Source organism: Paenibacillus marinisediminis (assembly GCF_054343325.1).
In genome coordinates this window covers 191,947-209,769 of the sequence record NZ_JBTGUH010000002.1, presented here as the reverse complement: position 1 = coordinate 209,769, position 17,823 = coordinate 191,947, and the positions used below count along the sequence as shown (strand labels likewise).

The window sequence follows — 17,823 nt, the reverse complement described above, 5'->3', positions numbered from 1 at the left end:
GAGGAGATATTCTTGGTGAAAAAGACATTGCGATGCCTGCTGATGCTAACGTTCCCGCTCATCTTTTCAGGTATGCCGAGCGCTTCTGCGGCGCAGAACGTGAATAAGCTGGTTTACCAAGTGAAATATACGACCGAGCATTTGGCAACACCATCGGACTGGTATAACAGCAGTTATTTCAATAATCCGAACTATAAGGAAAACCGGTTCGTCCAATATTGGGTAGAAACCCCGATCGCGCCTGGCGGTAATCGCGATACCGGATTCTATATCGTTTACAACGATGATGGGATCAACATTTTCTTCCAGTCCAACGAGCCGGAAAGAGAAAGTAACGGCATATTGAAGAACAGTTCAATAGAGTTCTTCTTGCAAACTGGGCTTGAGGATCTTCCCTACCACCAGATGATTGTGCCTACCAATGACAGCCCGATCGAATATTACGAATGGCAAACGGAGTATCGCAACAACCGCCCTCTCAAAGGCAATGTGACCGTAGTTAATGAAGAGCTCCCTACGGGATGGGGCACTGTCATCACGATTCCTTGGGAGACTTACTATGACTATGTACCGCTTAATGGCGAGGACTGGATGTTCAGTATGATCCGTTGGGGCCCTTCTGGCTTCTCTCCTACTTGGGGAGGACGTGTGCATCAAGTAGGAAGATTCAACACCCTTGATTTTCAGGCGCCGACCACAGATCAGCGTATGGCTATTCAGAAAAATATCATTCGCAAAGCCTGGAATAAATTTAACGCGACAGCCGCTCAATTAAGCACAACCTGGCATAATGGCAATGTGGATGATGAGAATTTCTATACTCGTTATCTACAACCATTAATAGCCGAAGGTCAAGCAAAAGGAAGCCATATTTCGAATCTAGATCATATGAATGCAGCGGAGATTGACGCGTTGTACCAGCATGTCAACAGTTGGTTTGAACTGCGTTATGACGCGGAAGATCTTCGCATAGCGTACATTAAAGGCTCACTGTTACAAGAAAATGAACCGCCTACCGTAACCGATGCGACCTACACCACTTTGATGAATACACCAGCCAGCGGTATCGTTCTGGGTACAGATGCGGATGGAGATCCGCTAACCTATTCCTTGGGAGCCGCTCCTTCTCACGGTTCGGTTCATGTGACTAGTGACGGCAAATGGACTTATACGCCGAATCAAGATTATGTCGGTAAAGATCAATTCCAAGTGATCGTCTCCGATCCATCCGGCGGTACCGCGACTTCAACGATTGATCTGGTGATCACGGCAGGCCCTAAGACGAACGTTATACTGAATCCGACATCACCTAATGGCAATAACGGGTGGTATACATCTGACGTCACCGTAACCATGGCCACCTACGGTGATATGTTAAGTGTGAACAAGACAGAATACCGTATCAATGACGGAGATTGGATGGTGTACAATTCTCCGTTTACCGTAGCTGAGGAAGGTGTTCATACTGTAGAGTATCGCGGCATTGATAGCGCAGGTTATGTAGAGGCTTCCCAATTCATTCAGCTTAAGATCGATAAAACCGCTCCAACGATCGGATTAAGCCTGGACAAAACCGTATTGTCGCAGCCGAATCATAAGATGGTGCCTATTAAAGCTACAATAACGCACAGTGACCTTATATCAGGCATCTCCTCATTCGAGTTAACCTCGATCACCAGCAATGAAGACGATAATGGCGTTAATGATGGAAATACGAATGACGATATTCAAGACGCTGAGTATGGAACGCCTGATACTTCGTTTATGCTGCGGGCAGAGCGATCAGGAAGCGGAAATGGCCGTATATATTTGATAACGTATACGGTAACTGATAATGCGGGACTGACCTCAACGGCTACTGCGACAGTAACGGTTCCAAAAGGAAACTAATTACTTTTGTAGTTTAGCGGCAAATAACGCCGGGAACGGCTATGATGATGTACCTAGGAATGTCGCAGAGTTGGCTGATTACTAGTCAATTGTGCGACATTCTGCTATTTTCAATAACATATCAGATTAATTAACCTTTAAAAATAGCTTAATGGTTCAACTTCCATATGTTATAGTATTGTCTATAAACTGGAATTTGATGTGGAGGTGCACGATTGTCGAACGAACAACAAGTCCGTATCGAAATACTTGAGTTAAAGGTACGAAAGTTGGAGCTGGAACTAGCACTGATGCAGGATCAATTACAGTCACTTACGGCTTCATCAACCGTTGTACCGATGGAAGACCTTGCAACAAAACGTGAACCAATAGCAAGCACGCAGCCGTCTAAATCGCACCAGCAAGCTCAACCTGAACATCCACCTGCCTTCTTTCCACAGATGGAACAGAAATCGATTGACTGGGAAGTGCTGCTCACTCGAGTATGGCTTCCAAGAATCTTTATGTTCGTTCTGCTGATTGGTGTTCTGTGGGGCTTTACGGCAGCCGTCAGTGCCGGCATCATTACAGAATCAACTCGCTGCCTCTTGGGAGTTGCTGCTGCTGCGATCATGTACTGGTTCGGCTGGCGCCAGATGCAAGCAAATAGGCTGGCATTAGGACAAGTATTGCTTGGCGGATCCATAAGTGTATTCATCTTGTCCGTATCAGCAGCTCATATGCTTTATGGGCTTATCCCGTATTGGTTCGCCTTTCTCGCATATGGATGCTCTATCGCGTTAGGTGTATACACCTCCATACGCTATCATTCTGAATCCTTGATGTTTATTAGCATGGCTGCAGGATACTTAATCCCATTTATTATCGATTCGTCCGATATCAATATATGGGTACCTGTTATGTTTGAAGTCATATTCTCCATCACCATGATCATACTCTCCCACTATTACTCATTCAGTGGATCCTATTACACTGCTTTCTTTTTACTTCACTTCCCGTTATTCCTTATGATGGTGTCTTATTCTGGTCAGGATGCACGCATCGCCATTACATCAGCTGTTATCTTACAGCATCTCATTATCTATCTGATCTCGCTGAAGTCATCATTGAACAGCGCGATCGTTAAACACCCTGGTACTCTATTGACTAGCTTCTTCATCACGATGGGCTGGATCTACGTGTTGAATGTTGGCTTTATATCGGGTGTGTATACGATTGTTATTAGTTGTGCTGCGATCCTATACACTGTTACGTCCATTTGGCGCTTCACCCAGAAGAAGCAGATAGACATCTATATGAGCTTGGCTGCATTCGGCTGGTTTCTCTGGCTGCTTGATATCGTCCATTTCGATTACCGAGCATCTTCCTACCTGTTACTCGGTGCACTTGTTCTATATATAAGCAATAAATATGAAGGAACAAATCAGAAAGTCAGTGGAACGATCATCTACGTTATTGGCGCATTCATCGTTATTAGCACGCCTATAGAGAAAGTGTTGTCTGTAGAATCTCTTAGCTGGATCGTGTTGATGTCAACTTTAACATGGATCTATACGATAGCTAAGCATTCTCTTGCTCGAATAATTGCATGGGGGAACGCGTTTCTGCTCTTGCTCTTCCTTACACAGATTACGAATGTGTTGACTGAATCGCTGTCCTATGATCTTCAACACCTGCTCTTGTCCACTGTTTGGGTTGCCTTTGCGATATCAGTCACGGTATATGGTGTAGCAGCAGACCGAAAGAAAGTACGGATGGCAGGCTTGTTATTCTTATTCCTAACATTGGCGAAAGTCATACTGATTGATCTTCCCGATGTCTCAACGGCCATACGCGCTGTTCTGTTCATCGGTCTTGGGACGATAGGCATAACTGTATCACGTTTTCTGTATAAGCCGAACACCAAAGATTAGCTGTAGTTAGTTAATACCCCTATATAAACTCCTCTACTATGCATGATTTCATATGTGTACGAGAGGAGTTTTTTATTTGAGTCTATTGTAAAATGTCACCTTGGTTGCTGCATGGTAGTTTACATAATGCAAATTCCGTATACATAATTATGAATCTTCTATATGCTCACGATCCTACATTAAGAATTTTTTATCTTTAAATTGAATGGATTCCTTCTCCATTCGCTTCTCGACAGTGTTCGACATGTGGTAAGATACAACTCATGGAACTCTAGAATTACACTTTGGGAGGAACACCACATGAAACATCGCAAGAGTACTCTTTCCATACTTGTTGTCGTACTAACATTAATGTTGGTGGTAACTGGTTGTGGAGATAAGAACAAAGAAAGCAATGGAACTGCTTCTGATTCCACGAATGGCAGCGCAAGCAATCAGAATACAACCGACACTGATTCTAAATTGAATGTACCTGATCCGAATGCAAGTCATCCAATTGTTACGATTGAGATGGACAACGGCAAGCAGATCAAGGCCGAGCTGTACCCAGAAGTCGCACCTAACACCGTCAATAACTTTATTTCGCTCGCAAATAAAGGCTTCTACGACGGAACTATATTCCACCGTGTAATCCCTGGCTTTATGATTCAGGGCGGAGACCCTGAAGGCACTGGCGCTGGCGGCCCGGATTATTCTATCGCAGGTGAATTCACCAGTAACGGATTTCAGAACGATCTGAAGCATACACGCGGTGTATTATCTATGGCTAGAACTCAATTCCCGGACACAGCCGGTTCTCAATTCTTTATCATGACGGAAGACTCTCCACATTTGGACGGCCAGTATGCTTCCTTCGGCAAGGTAACGGAAGGCATGGAAGTCGTTGATGAGATCGTAGCGTTGGATCGAGACAGTAGTGATCGCCCTACTACACCTCCAGTGATGAAAAAAGTTACTGTTGATACCCTTGGCAAAGAATACCCGGAACCAACAACTCAAAAATAGCTTCATATTTCTATACAGTAGTAAACCGTTATCTGAACGGCAGATGAGGAATTCAACTTCCTCGGTCTGCCGTTTTGTTACTTCTTGGAGCTGTCAAGAGTCGACGTGACCCCAGCACCAAAACGAGGTATGATGATGTCACAGGATGATGATATTTTCATGCAAGGAGGCACCTAAGATTGAAGAATTTGCTGATTACTGGCTATCGCGCGCATGAGCTCGGCATATATGGCAGCAAACATAAAGGAATTGAATATATCAAGAAGGCCATTACTGCAAGGTTGATCCCGCTTCTGGATGAAGGTTTGGAATGGATTATTACCCCTGGCCAATACGGTGTTGATCTCTGGGCATGTGAGGCAGCAATCTCACTGAAGGCTCAGTATCCGCAGTTGAGGTGCTCTATCCTATCCGCCTTCCGCAATCCTGAGGAGCAATGGAATGAAGATAAGAAAGCGTATTTTCAGCAGATTGTAGGCAGCTTAGATTACTATGCAGCAGTCAGCAATCAACCCTATCAAGGCAAATGGCAGTTTATCGCTCGCGACGAGCTGTTATTTCGTAAAACGGATGGTATCCTGCTTGTCTATGATGAAGATGCTGGGGAAGCGAGTCCTAAGTATGTGAAGGAACACGCGCTTAAGAAGCATGAGGAAGAAGGATATGCCTACTATTGTATCGGAGCAGATGAGATCCAAGCAGCATCGATCGAAGAAGACTGGATGCAGTATGATGACGCCAAGAATGAGGATTGGAGCACCCAGTAATTATCATTTGACCAAGAGTACTCCAACACCTCACGACTATCGCATGGAACTATTAATTTTGAGATGAGCGAAATCAATACTTGCTTATCGCAAACTTGTTCAATTTGGTCTCTGTAGCAAGGATGGCATTAGCGATACAAGTCTCTCGACTTACCTGTCCCCTTCTGAAATAAAGACAGCGCAGAAAGGTCTTGCTGTTCACTCGGGCAATCACCTGAGCGCGGTTATTTGTCTGGGAATCGTATCGCGCTAAGCAACTGATCCAGTCCGCAATCTCCTGCTGAGGAAGCGAGCCTGTGATCATCATCGTATCAACGATGGTAGCGATCCGCTCATCTTCCTCATCGTTAAATATATGTATTCCGTTATGCAGCATCCCCTTGATCGCGGCAAGAACCTCACGCTGCATCTCTGCATCGCTCTCTGAGCACTGAACCAGCTCATTCAATACATCCGCTCCGTGGGCTGCACTATGAGCCCAGCCTCCTTCGGGCAAATAACCGCGAAGATCCTTCTCCTCTTTATAATAGCGGAGTATTGAATCCTTCACATGCTGGAAATCAGCGAAGTCCAGAAACGGCTTTAACCTGTGACGCCGCACAATCAAAGCTATTGGCAGGATTGAGAACGTCCTAGTAAATACAGTCTGGTCTCCCTCGCTTCCAATATGATATAACAAATGCTGTCCATCGGTTAGAACAGTAAGAAGGCTTCGCAGCTCCGCTTCAGTAAACATATCCTTCTCATGAATCCATTCATAGAATGTCGGATAGATAAGATCATCCCGCAATTCCGGTTGAGGATCGCCGATATATTGCAGCATCAGAGTTAAGAAATCCTGAACATGCTCACCCTCGCGAAGGGTGTAATGCTCCTTCTGTATTCTTTGTAGGTCCTGTATACATTTCGTCCTTGTATCGATCATTTGTCAATCCCCTTTACATCGTCGTTAATCTAGCTCTTTGCGGCAAAACATTATCCTTGAACGATTGTTTACATAATGCATTATATGTTACCTTAAGAATGCAGGTTTTCTTATCCTATCAGAAGATTCTTCACTTCCCCTATCTATTTGTTGCTAGAGTCTCAAAGGTTGTTCACATCGTAATAAATTAACTGCATTAACAACATTCTTCCTCATTTCAATATGTTCGACAAAGGTTTTCAAATATCGCGATGATCCTTTCAAAACAAGTTAATTACTTCTGATTTCTAGGCTCTAATACATATTTTACATTTAGGGAAAAACCGATAACAAAAAATTGTTGTTGACATATTATAATTTGCGGGTGTAGTATTTCCCTGTAAAACATATGACCTCGTTAGGTGAGGCTCCTATACAAACATAGGCCACTGCCCGGAAATATCGAAAGATGCCAATGGGTAGAACAGGAATTGCCGGATTAAGGCTCTTCTTAAGGTGGCTAAGAGCAAATCGCTCTTTACGTTGTATAGTGCTAAAGCTCGACTAGGGGGAAACGGCATATAAGTGTTTTTTTGTGCGCGCTTATGTATGATCCCTCTAGGTGAACCTGGGGGGATTTTCATTTTGAAAGGGGTGATTTTTCACATGGACAGTAGTACGAGTAGGCAGAGAAATGAATATGAACACCATTGTCCTGTGAAGAGCAGGAACTCGTTTTTCTCGATCACCCATTTGTGTCATTATTTCAAATTTGTCCATTTCTGCCCAAAGGACAGGTTTATTTAAGTACGCAGATTTCTGGTTGATTGATTCATAACGGGTTCCGAAGCCAACGGCTCTCCTTCGAGGAGAGCTTTTTTTGTTTATATAAACGAAGGTGGAGGAATGAAATATGAAAACTAACAAACCATTCGAACAAACCAATCCAGAAATAACAAATCGTTTAATCGATGCCTCTTTTTGTATGGCAGATGATCTGCTGACAGAGTTATCAACGTCTCAGTCCGGCTTGAAAGATGCTGATGTGAAAGAAAAACTAAATCGTTTCGGGAAGAATCAAATTGCCCATGAAAAACCACCTGCTTGGTACCTGCAGCTGCTGTTATGCTTCAAGAACCCCTTTATCCTTATTCTCTTGGCGCTGGATGTTTTCTCGATTCTTACAGACGATACAAAAGGTATAATCGTAATCAGCGCAATGGTTGTAATCAGTGTATTGATTACATTTACCCAAGAGTTCCGTTCTATACGTACAGTCGAAAAGCTAAAAGCTATGGTAAGAACAACAGCAACGGTGACTCGGAATGGAAACAAACAGGAAATGGATATGGAACTGCTTGTACCTGGCGATATTGTCCATTTGTCCGCAGGAGATCTGGTACCGGCTGATGTCAGACTGCTAACCTCCAAGGATCTCTTCGTTGGCGAGTCAGCCCTTACTGGAGAAGCGCTTCCTGTTGAAAAGCAAGATACCCATTCAGCAGGCAAACACAATATGCCAAAACGACCTCGGCAAGCCAACGCGCTAGAGCTCGAAAACATGTGCTATATGGGTACGAATATCATAAGCGGCACAGCTACTGCAGTCGTGGTATCAACAGGGGCTTCAACTTATTTTGGGTCGATAGCAAAAACATTGACGGGCAAACGCCCTCTGACTAGTTTTGATAAAGGCGTAAACAGTGTTACTTTTGTCCTCATTCGATTTATGCTCATCATGGTACCGATTATTTTCTTCATCAATGGGTTCACCAAAGGTGATTGGTGGGACGCCCTACTATTTGGATTATCGATCGCAGTCGGTCTGACACCTGAGATGCTCCCTGTTATTGTAACGACCAACCTGGCAAAAGGCGCTTCCGTGATGGCACGCAAAAAAGTAGTTGTCAAAAGGCTCAACGCAATCCAAAACTTCGGAGCAATGAATATCCTTTGTACGGATAAAACCGGAACACTTACCCAAGACAAAATTGTTCTCGAAAAATATATGGATATTCACGGTGATGAAGATGTTAAGGTTCTCGAATACGCTTATTTAAACAGTTATCATCAGACAGGACTTAAAAATTTATTAGACGTTGCCGTATTGGAGCGTGTTGAGCTGACTGATGTCCTTGGAGCAGAGAAAAATTATGTGAAAGTGGATGAAATCCCTTTTGACTTTAACCGCCGTCGGATGTCTGTCGTACTTGAGAAGAGCGGCAATGGCCATATCCTAATTTGTAAAGGTGCGATAGAGGAAATCATCAGTGTTTGCTCTCATGTGGTGGATCAGGGTGAAATCCTTGAGCTAACGCCTCAGATTACACAAAAAGCTATTCAATTGGTGCATGAGTTGAATAACGATGGGCTTCGCGTCATTGCTGTTGCCGTCAAAACCATCTCTTCCAAACAAGGGTCTTATAGTAAACAAGATGAGTTGAACCTTACCCTTGTTGGATATGTTGGATTCATTGATCCGCCAAAAGAAACAGCCAAAATGGCCATTCAGGCTCTGAAGCAAAATGGCGTTGAAATTAAAGTATTAACCGGCGATAATGCCGCGGTAACGCGCAAAGTATGCAAAGATGTTGGCCTGCAGGTGAACCAAATTGTGTTAGGCAACGATATCGAACGTTTAAATGATGAGCAGCTTGCTAATTTAGCCGAAAAAACAACGGTTTTTGCCAAATTAAATCCTTTGCAGAAGTCTAGAATCGTTAAAGCGCTGCAATCCAAAGGTCATACAGTCGGTTTTATGGGCGATGGTATAAATGATGCTGCTTCACTGCGTGATGCCGATGTGGGTATTTCGGTGGACACAGCTGTCGATATCGCCAAGGAGTCTGCAGACATCATTTTGTTAGAGAAAAGCCTAATGGTCCTGGAATCTGGAGTCATCGAGGGACGATTGACGTTTGGCAATATCATTAAGTATATCAAAATGACGGCCAGCTCCAATTTCGGGAACGTATTTAGCGTAATGGGTTCCAGTGTATTCCTCCCTTTTCTGCCGATGATGCCTATTCATTTGCTCATTCAGAACTTGTTTTATGACATCTCGCAGCTATCGATTCCATGGGATCGCATGGATAAGGAATTTCTAAGTAAACCCAGAAAATGGGACGCCAAATCTGTAGGCAGATTTATGTTGTTCATTGGTCCCATCAGCTCCATCTTTGATTATGCAACTTTTTTCTTGATGTATTATATTTTCGCAGCGAATACTGTAGATAGTCAGTCTTTGTTCCAATCCGGATGGTTTATTGAGGGACTCTTGTCGCAAACCTTAATTGTGCATATGATTCGGACAGAAAAAATACCATTTATTCAAAGCAGAGCTAGTATGCCTGTACTCTTATTAACGAGCTTGATCATTATTGCGGGGATATTCATTCCGTTCAGTGCTTTCGGAGCCAGCGTTGGCCTGCAGCCGTTGCCCCTCTCCTACTTCCCTTGGCTGGCAGCTATATTGCTAAGCTACTGCTTCCTGACTCAAGCTATTAAGAAATGGTATATCCGCAAATTTAAAGAATGGCTCTAAAAAAGATGAGGCAGCATGATGCCCTGCTATGTTAAGAAGATGCCATTGTATCAGTAATGATATAATGGCATTCTTCTATCGTCGGACAGATGAGCATGCTCGACATATGTGTTATTTGACTAACGGTGCAATCTTAGGGAAAACACGCAATGCTGTATTAAAGAACACATCTTGATGATACTCAGCAGGAATAAGCTCCATCACAAATTCCTTATAAGAACGTACTGGCGCGAGCGGCCAGTCTGTACCGAAGAGCAGCTTATCATAATGATCACAATAGACAAGCGCGTGTCGCAGATGCGAGAAAAAGAGTGGTGAATCCTTCAGCCGCTTGCAGTTCTCCGCATCCCCCACCATTAATCCAGACAGATCGGCATATACATTTCGATTCTTATACACGACCTCCGCTCCATCAAGTACCCAAGGATCTCCTAAGTGTGCCATCATTAAGTTAACTTCACGGTGCTGAACAGCCACTTCATCGATCGTCAAGGGATGAGCGTATTTCAATAAGCCGCGCTCTGAATACGTATCGCCCGTATGATAAACGACAGGTACTTTATACTGCTTCGCAAGTTCATATACCGGTTGATACACATCATCGTATGCATAGTACGGATAATAGCCGAGGTAGATCTTAATCCCTACAGCATCAGGCTTCTGCAAGCTGAGTTCAAGTGCATCAAGTGCGGCTTGATCCAACGTAAACGGATTGATACCCGGACAGTACACAAGCTGTGGAGGCAGATTCTCCTCCAGATCTAGCCCCATAGGTGTTCTAGCGCCGCGATCAGGAAAGCCTTCATGCGGCGTCTCTGTTACCCCCATTCCGATTCCGAGCACAACGTCATTGTCCGCATATTCCTGCAGTATTCCTTCAAGCGAATAGTTGATCCCTGATCGAACAGCAGTCTCGTAAAATGAATGAATGTTCGATAAATGCATGTGTGCGTCAATAATCTTCATTCGATCATACTCCTTCGACAAGTGCATGCTTCTCTTTCAAGATAAATGTAAGTCCACGCAATGATTTCAACGAACTCTCAGGCAGCAGCTCATCTGCAAATACGAGAATGATTGGAGTTAATCGCACACTCTTCCCATGAGGTATACCTAGCTTGCGTGAAAAGGAAAGTACGCTAACTTCCTTGTTGCTCTGTATCGAAGGGCTAACTCGATATTCGTCCGTCACGACATGCATGATATCCGGTTCGCCATGATGACCGATGGCATAATGAGTGGATTCCTCAGCATATAATTCGCCTTGACCCAGAAGATAGCGTATAGGGCTACCGTTAACCGAATACGTACGAAGCCAACCGTGATCCTGATCTTCTCCTGGCTGAAGGAACATCTGGGTATACCAGCTTCGATCCTCTTCCAAATACGTGCCCGTACGCTGATGCACATCAGTTACGATAGCCAGCGCCGGAACTCCAGGCAGCATCATGTAGTAGGTATCCCACTTCAGACCCTTAAACAATTTGTGTTCCTTGATGCTCTGACTCATGCGAATACCAGACCATTCATTGCCATGTTGGTCGATCATATACGCGATCCCGCCGGAGCGTTCTTCAGGAATCAAATTATGAGCGCGCATATTGGATACCTGATCATATATCCCGCCAATCCATGGATTCCACCACGACTTCGCGCTGTAATTAGGGAAATCAGATGCGAGCCATTCACGGCCGTTCACTTGAAGAGAGCGAAGGCCGCAATAGTATCCTGCAGCAGCGGATATGCGAATCTTGCCATTATCCGCTTCTTGAATAATGTGTCCGGCATCCTCTGTCTGTGAGTAATCGATGCTTCCGGACATCTTGAATAAGGCTGCGTGAACAGCTTCATCCCTTACCCCCAGCCTAGCTTCAACCTGTAACGTATCGAAGTCTTGTTTCGGATGGTTCAGCATGAAGGAGGCTTCCGTTCGATCGTCATCTGCTGCGAAGGAGCAGTTATGTACCTCGCCTGCAAGCTCCGCCTTGACCTCGCCTTCCCACGAATTCTTCTTGAGGTCGCGCAGCACTGCCGATATTCCGTCACTAGAAGAAGCTGTGAACGGATTGCCCTGATTCACCTCAAGTTCAATATCCTGAACGACTGGAGCCGGAAGCTCTTGATCGCTAGATTTGAGCGCAAAGCTGCGGAATGACCGCCAGTCTTCGAATCCGCCGATCGTCAGAGTGATCGCATCTGTGCTTCTCTTTTCATGCGGACTCAGTTCTTGGATAGCGGACTCCAAGTCAATAAACCAATTGCCGAACGACATCTGATGCGAGTCAGACCAACATATGCCTAGTCCTGAATTCTCTCCGCGCGAGTAGATCCAAGGCTCGGATACTTTGTCAGCATCCCAATGATCGAATTCATTGCCATGTGTCGTCTCCATCTCTACATATCTGCCCTCATATGGCAGCACAGCTCGGTACAAGCTCATATTGATTCGCTGAGATACTCGGGTGTCGGATAGTATAGGTGACTCTCCGACATTCTCGAGCTCCTGCCACATCTTTACGGTACCGTCAGCATGCAGCAGCGTATAGGTGTGCAGCACCAGGCTTGGAAATGCATCCGAATGATACGTATGCTTATAGCCTGCTGCTCCTTTCATTTCAAGTTGCTCTACACTTGTCGGCTTCTTCTTGCCGAACTCTCCTGAATAAGGCAGGCCGATTCGCGGAAATAGAGCGACGATGCGATTCTGCTCACGCCCAACGTTGTACAAGCTAATCTGATTGTAGTCCTTCAACATGACGAGTCGACTGCGACCGTTCAACACGTAACGTTTAGAGTCGCTTTCCCCGAGCAATACGGCGCCAGGGCCTCCGAAACCGCCGCCGATTGATCGTGAGAAGGACACGCTTTCTCCTGTATCTGTTACTGACTCAACCACAATTCGCGGCTCATAGAATCCGTAATCCAAGAGACGGAATGGAACAGTTAAGGATGCTTTCTCATTCGCAGCTAGACGGATGGAGAACTGATCCTGCTCCAGCTCCATCCACGGAACCTTAGGCAGTATAAAGGAAAATTCTGCGGCGCTCGGAAATTGATTCTCCACATCTACATAGAAATCATAGCGTCCATTTTGCGCATACATGATATCAGGCACCTGCAGCTTCAGCTTAGCTGGGAAGCGGGGAATAACCCCCAGCTTCATATCGACTTGCAGACCGTTGATGAGTACACTGGCTGTAACGGCAGGGCAAGTACGGAATTCATGCGGCTCTTCCTCAATCTCGCCCACATAGAAGCGGGCATTCAATGCCATCTCGTCAATGACATCTACAGTCTGCTGCCAATCAAACTTGATGTTTCCGTCGTTTATACCTTGAAAAGAAATATGCAGTGGAGCACCGGATTTGTTCACAACTCGATATTCGATCGCATAGGACTTGCCGAACACAGGCTCAGCTGATTCGGCATGGGCGGATATGCGGTAATCCTCTGTCTCGATCAGACAGATCCCTCTTCCACGGCGCTCAAAGTCCACTCGCAATTGATGCCTATCCTTCTCCCAAGTGTAGCTGTATGTGTGAAATCCATTCTCCACCACACCATCGGGTCTGACTTCAATTATACGAGTCGAGTCCTTATACCAGTCTATATCTTTTATATAAGGAGCAAGAGCTTCACAAGCTACCACATTCGGAATGAAGTTCATCAGGTGCACCTGATCATCTCGTTCTTCCCAGAAGAAGCCCGTACGCTTATAGAGCGGAACTGCCTTCATATTCGATCCCCACGTGTGAAGATCCAGGCGTCGCCAGCCTCGCTGAATCGTCTCCTCAACACAGCGCAGCACAAGCTGCTTGCCCACACCCTTGCCGTGAAAGTCCGGTCGTACATTCAGCAGCTGTATATATAAAGCTCCGATATCATCACGGAATTCGCATAAACTGCAGTAACCAACTACTTCATCAGCGCATATGGCAAGAAATAAGACTAAGTTATCTGAACTTGCTTCCTGCTGGATAACTTGCTCAGCGGTTCGCACCGATGTGCCTCCACCCCATGAATCTTGACTGCTATTCCACATGTCTGCAATTGACTGCGCATAGTCGGGATGGTAATTCACGATCGAAACTTGGATATTGTTCTCTATCATACGTTTAACCACCTTTTTTGCCAATATATATGAAATATTGAGTTTATTATACGAGGATGACAACCATTTGTCTTTATAGAAAATGAATATAACTAAACTGGGATAATAGTAGACAGAAAAATAAGCATATTCCGCGAAGGAATATGCTTATTTAATGTCATTAATTATTGTTTATTTTACCCCTGAGCCTTGAACAGATGTCCACCAACCCCTGCTACACCTGTCTTCACACGAAACAGTCCTCCTGCATGAGGCTGCTCAGCCAATTGTTCTTCCGTCAATCCGCCTCTTGCAGTCGTGATGTACAGTTCGTCTGACCCATCTCCTGCAAATGCGCAAGACGTGACAAACGTGCAAGGTACTTGAATCTTGGCCAACCGCTCGCCAGTCGCGGGATTCCACCGCGTTACATTCCAGCCGCCCCATTCTGCGATCCAGAGCATGCCTTCCTGATCCCAAGTCATCCCATCCGGTACGATACCAGGTATGGAGTATGTAATGATCGCCTGCTTATTGCTTAACCCGCATGTCTCGGCATCATAGTCATAAGCATGTACTGCGTACGCAAGAGAATCGATATAATACATCTTCGTTTCATCTCGTGACCATGCGATGCCGTTGGAGCATGCGATCTGATCCAGCAGCAGATTTATTTCACCAGATGGGTGCATCACGTATAATGCTCCGTTTGGACTGCTATCTGAGGTGATCGAGCCCGCGAGGAATCTGCCGCGACTGTCGCACTTCCCATCATTGAATCTATTGTTTGGCAGATGTGCTTCGGGATCATGAATCGCCTGCAAGGCGCCCGTGCTCAAATTCATGTATTGAAACCCATGGCTTCCCGCAGCGACAGCGGTTCCGTCATCCCTAAGGGCGAAGCACCCAATCTGCTGCTCCAGATCTATTGATCGAATATCACCGTTATCTGCAAAATACTGCAGAAGCTTCTTACCCGTAATATCGACCCAATAGATCGATCTCGTACGCGCATCCCATACGGGTCCCTCACCCAGTTGACACTGTGAGTCGACTACCAGTTCTGCTTCGTATTGCCGCATCTCACCCGCTCCTCCGTCACTGAATTAAGCTTCAATCCATTTTTCCATAATATAATCGTCCATCACGTAACCGTTGCCGATATCGGCTACAACCTCATCAACCTTTTTAAAGCCAAGCTGCTCATATGCGGCGATGGATTGATGATTATACTTGTTAACAGTTAGATAGATGAACTGCAGTTTATGCTTCTTACACGTATCTAACATAAATGCAATAGCGCTAGATGCGATTTTTTTGCCGCGATAAGCTCGATCGACGTAAAGTTTGCTTAAGAACAGCTTATTCTGTTCTTGTTTAATAGAAAAGTACCCTGCGTTCTGATTCTCGTAAGTTAGAAAAAAGTATTCATAACCAGCGTCAATCTGCTCTTTCACCGCTTGCGGAGACTGAAATTTATCAACCATATAATCGACTTGTTCTCTGCCAATAATCGGTGTGTAGTGCTCGATCCAGATCGCTTGTGCGATATCACATGCCTCATGGATTTGATTAATCTCTAGTATTGGGATAATGGCTGTATTGCTCATGTTGGTGGTCCTCCATCTCCGTTTGTATTCTGCTTCAAGCTGTAAATCTATGACTATCTTTTGCCAGGTTCGACATCGAGACAATCTGCACGATACTTCCAATTATGATAACAATTATCACGATAATCAAGCCTTTATTAGCTATATAAAATGAAAAGAGTGAGGAACAGTTATAATTGCTAACTGCGCCCCACCCTGTTATCTTGCACAACCTTTATCAGCCTTGGACTGGATACACTTCCTATGCGTCATGTTCATCGAAGCCGATGGTATTGAGCTTCATTCATTTCCTTGATTTAATATTAACATAATAATCCATTTGATAACGTCCACTTTAAGTCATAAATGTGAATACATTATCATGAATGATGCATCATCTCCAGCTTGCATGGTGTAGATATGATCTTATTTCTTCTGATCACGTGCGATGTAGAAGGTGATTCGATCGCCTTTCTTGACTGGTGTACCTGCCGCAGGCTCTTGTTGAAATACCTTGCCTGCCTCTTGACCCTCAGCATTTTTCTTCTCATAGCTGTATTTAAGGCCAGCCGCCCGTGCTTGCTTCTCAGCTTCCTCTAATGTAAGACCAACCAAGTTAGGCGCAGTACCTTCAGGGGCTGGTTCTCCTGTTGGTGGAGTCTCCGGCTTCGTTGTTTCCCCTGTATTAGGCGGTGTTACAGGATCAGTTGTTCCAGGATCGACAGGATTCGGTTGATCTGGTTTCACTTTAGACTGATCATTGTTGTTATTATTGTTGTTTTCGGTGCTGTTATCAGTGCTGCTATTGCCATTGTTCGAATTCGGCTCTGACGGTTTGAGCTCGGACCCCTCTGTCCCCGTTGCTTGATTCTGGCTATCCGTATTCTCCGTATCTTGAGATGACGAATCTGTCGAATCGGTAGATCCATTCTGATCCGCAGCTACATTCTGTGACTGGTCATTAGATGAAGTTTCAGTATCTCCAGCCACAGGCGCTCCTGTCACAGATTCCGTATTTTGAGCTGTTTCGTCATCTTTACTAAGTGAGTTAGCCCATAATACGGCGCCTCCGATCAAGCTGATGAAGAGCACACAACCCGTTATGGCTGCGATAATCTTCATCTTACTAGAGCGACGATTCGTCGAGGACGGTTGATTATTATGGTCACGCGTCTGCTGATTGTTCCGTTCCTTAGCTCCAGGCGCTGTCATTAACTCCTCTAGATTGCTTGTTTGATGACGAGCATCAGCTGCGGTTGGAGTCGATTCAGGCTCTGGACGTACTGGACGCTGTTTCTGCTGTAAAGCAGGAGAAGCAAACATAATCGTATCATCCGACACCGTCGGCTCTTCGTTATAAGATTGCGGCCGTTCATCTTTTATCGGTATGGCTGGCTGGTCAATCATTTCCTTCAGCATGATCATGAAGCTCATGATAGAAGGCTCATCCTCATATACTCGCTTCGCTAACGTAATAACCGATTCGCGAACAACAGGCTGCTCATGCTTTAGCGATGATTGAATACGGCTGATGAATACATCAAGCTGACGCGGCGCCAATGCATGCAATGTACAGCATTGATAGAGCAATTGAAGCAAGCCTTGCGTGCCTGTACGGCTGCTTCTGGCTTGTTTCCAATAATTCATCACGACGAGTTCATGGTCGTCTGTTATCCACAGATTGTCAAAGCTGACCGAGAAGGAAGACAGCCCGCACAGTTGCCCCTGCTGCAGCAATTGTCCAGCGCGAAATACCCATTGCAGCACCGTACGCAGGGTTACCGCATGGTTTTCGGCATATTGATAAAGAGGTGTTCCCGATATGGCTTGGAATATGATATAGCTGATCTGGTCATCATGTCCTGCGTTAAGTATTTGTAAAAATTCCTCATTCGAGAGCTGGGCAGCTTCCTTCATGTCCCGCTGGGCTTGCAGCAATGTCGCATGTTCTGCGGCATCTGTTATTAGTATCATAATTTCTCGTTTAAGCGATGTGTCTATTGCGCGATACCAAGTACCGTCATCCGATTGCATAATCTGCTGCGTTAGTTCATATCTTTCTGCGATCCACTGGTTAGTCATCGTTTCTCACTACTTTCTATTTCATAATTCACATGTTAT

The 17,823-nt window shown here is 45.0% G+C and carries 11 protein-coding genes and 1 riboswitch; of the genes, 5 read left to right on the top strand and 6 right to left on the bottom strand.

All coding sequences use genetic code 11. The features are described from left to right. The first annotated feature begins 15 nt into the window (after positions 1-15). From ACXX53_RS06785 to ACXX53_RS06770, 4 genes are all read left to right on the top strand, one after another. Positions 16-1,890 carry an Ig-like domain-containing protein gene (locus tag ACXX53_RS06785; protein WP_458567873.1) on the top strand — a complete coding sequence of 625 codons (1,875 nt, stop codon included), beginning with the start codon at positions 16-18 and terminating at the stop codon, positions 1,888-1,890. Between the two features lie 215 nt (positions 1,891-2,105). Then, positions 2,106-3,803 (top strand): DUF2339 domain-containing protein, encoded by a 1,698-nt coding sequence (locus tag ACXX53_RS06780; protein ID WP_458567872.1) that lies wholly within the window; start codon positions 2,106-2,108, stop codon positions 3,801-3,803. A 300-nt stretch (positions 3,804-4,103) separates the two neighbouring features. Next, positions 4,104-4,808, top strand: a complete 705-nt coding sequence (locus tag ACXX53_RS06775) for a peptidylprolyl isomerase (RefSeq protein WP_458567871.1) — start codon at positions 4,104-4,106, stop codon at positions 4,806-4,808. A 179-nt stretch (positions 4,809-4,987) separates the two neighbouring features. Continuing rightward, a complete protein-coding gene (locus ACXX53_RS06770) occupies positions 4,988-5,575 on the top strand; it encodes a DUF1273 domain-containing protein (RefSeq protein ID WP_458567870.1) in 588 nt (195 codons plus the stop codon). 73 nt (positions 5,576-5,648) lie between these two features. On the opposite strand, the gene ACXX53_RS06765 is transcribed toward ACXX53_RS06770, so the two are convergent. Beyond that, on the bottom strand, positions 5,649-6,500 hold the full coding sequence (locus tag ACXX53_RS06765; RefSeq protein WP_458567869.1) for a DUF2785 domain-containing protein: 852 nt from the start codon (positions 6,498-6,500) through the stop codon (positions 5,649-5,651). Positions 6,501-6,886: 386 nt separating this feature from the next. Continuing rightward, a riboswitch (M-box (ykoK) riboswitch) is annotated at positions 6,887-7,057 on the top strand. Between the two features lie 335 nt (positions 7,058-7,392). Between ACXX53_RS06765 and mgtA the strand changes: the two genes are divergently transcribed. After that, positions 7,393-10,023, top strand: coding sequence for a magnesium-translocating P-type ATPase (mgtA, locus tag ACXX53_RS06760; protein ID WP_458567868.1), 2,631 nt, complete (start codon positions 7,393-7,395; stop codon positions 10,021-10,023). 111 nt (positions 10,024-10,134) lie between these two features. Here the strand turns inward: mgtA and ACXX53_RS06755 are convergent, their stop codons facing one another. The 5 genes from ACXX53_RS06755 to ACXX53_RS06735 form a co-directional block, all read right to left on the bottom strand. Continuing rightward, positions 10,135-10,989 carry an amidohydrolase family protein gene (locus ACXX53_RS06755; protein ID WP_458567867.1) on the bottom strand — a complete coding sequence of 285 codons (855 nt, stop codon included), beginning with the start codon at positions 10,987-10,989 and terminating at the stop codon, positions 10,135-10,137. A 4-nt stretch (positions 10,990-10,993) separates the two neighbouring features. Beyond that, positions 10,994-14,134 (bottom strand): GNAT family N-acetyltransferase, encoded by a 3,141-nt coding sequence (locus ACXX53_RS06750; protein WP_458567866.1) that lies wholly within the window; start codon positions 14,132-14,134, stop codon positions 10,994-10,996. A gap of 176 nt (positions 14,135-14,310) precedes the next feature. Next, positions 14,311-15,195, bottom strand: a complete 885-nt coding sequence (locus ACXX53_RS06745; protein WP_458567865.1) for an SMP-30/gluconolactonase/LRE family protein — start codon at positions 15,193-15,195, stop codon at positions 14,311-14,313. A 24-nt stretch (positions 15,196-15,219) separates the two neighbouring features. Then, positions 15,220-15,723 carry a GNAT family N-acetyltransferase gene (locus tag ACXX53_RS06740; RefSeq protein ID WP_458567864.1) on the bottom strand — a complete coding sequence of 168 codons (504 nt, stop codon included), beginning with the start codon at positions 15,721-15,723 and terminating at the stop codon, positions 15,220-15,222. 405 nt (positions 15,724-16,128) lie between these two features. After that, positions 16,129-17,784: a PASTA domain-containing protein gene (locus ACXX53_RS06735; RefSeq protein ID WP_458567863.1), complete on the bottom strand. Its 1,656-nt coding sequence runs from the start codon at positions 17,782-17,784 to the stop codon at positions 16,129-16,131. Positions 17,785-17,823 lie beyond the last annotated feature (39 nt).

Bases quoted from the DNA above. Each gene is read 5' to 3' on its own strand.
- ACXX53_RS06775 (WP_458567871.1), top strand. From the start codon at position 4,104: ATGAAACATCGCAAGAGTACTCTTTCCATACTTGTTGTCGTACTAACA.
- ACXX53_RS06765 (WP_458567869.1), bottom strand. From the start codon at position 6,500: ATGATCGATACAAGGACGAAATGTATACAGGACCTACAAAGAATACAG.
- mgtA (WP_458567868.1), top strand. From the start codon at position 7,393: ATGAAAACTAACAAACCATTCGAACAAACCAATCCAGAAATAACAAAT.
- ACXX53_RS06755 (WP_458567867.1), bottom strand. From the start codon at position 10,989: ATGAAGATTATTGACGCACACATGCATTTATCGAACATTCATTCATTT.
- ACXX53_RS06750 (WP_458567866.1), bottom strand. From the start codon at position 14,134: ATGATAGAGAACAATATCCAAGTTTCGATCGTGAATTACCATCCCGAC.
- ACXX53_RS06745 (WP_458567865.1), bottom strand. From the start codon at position 15,195: ATGCGGCAATACGAAGCAGAACTGGTAGTCGACTCACAGTGTCAACTG.
- ACXX53_RS06740 (WP_458567864.1), bottom strand. From the start codon at position 15,723: ATGAGCAATACAGCCATTATCCCAATACTAGAGATTAATCAAATCCAT.
- ACXX53_RS06735 (WP_458567863.1), bottom strand. From the start codon at position 17,784: ATGACTAACCAGTGGATCGCAGAAAGATATGAACTAACGCAGCAGATT.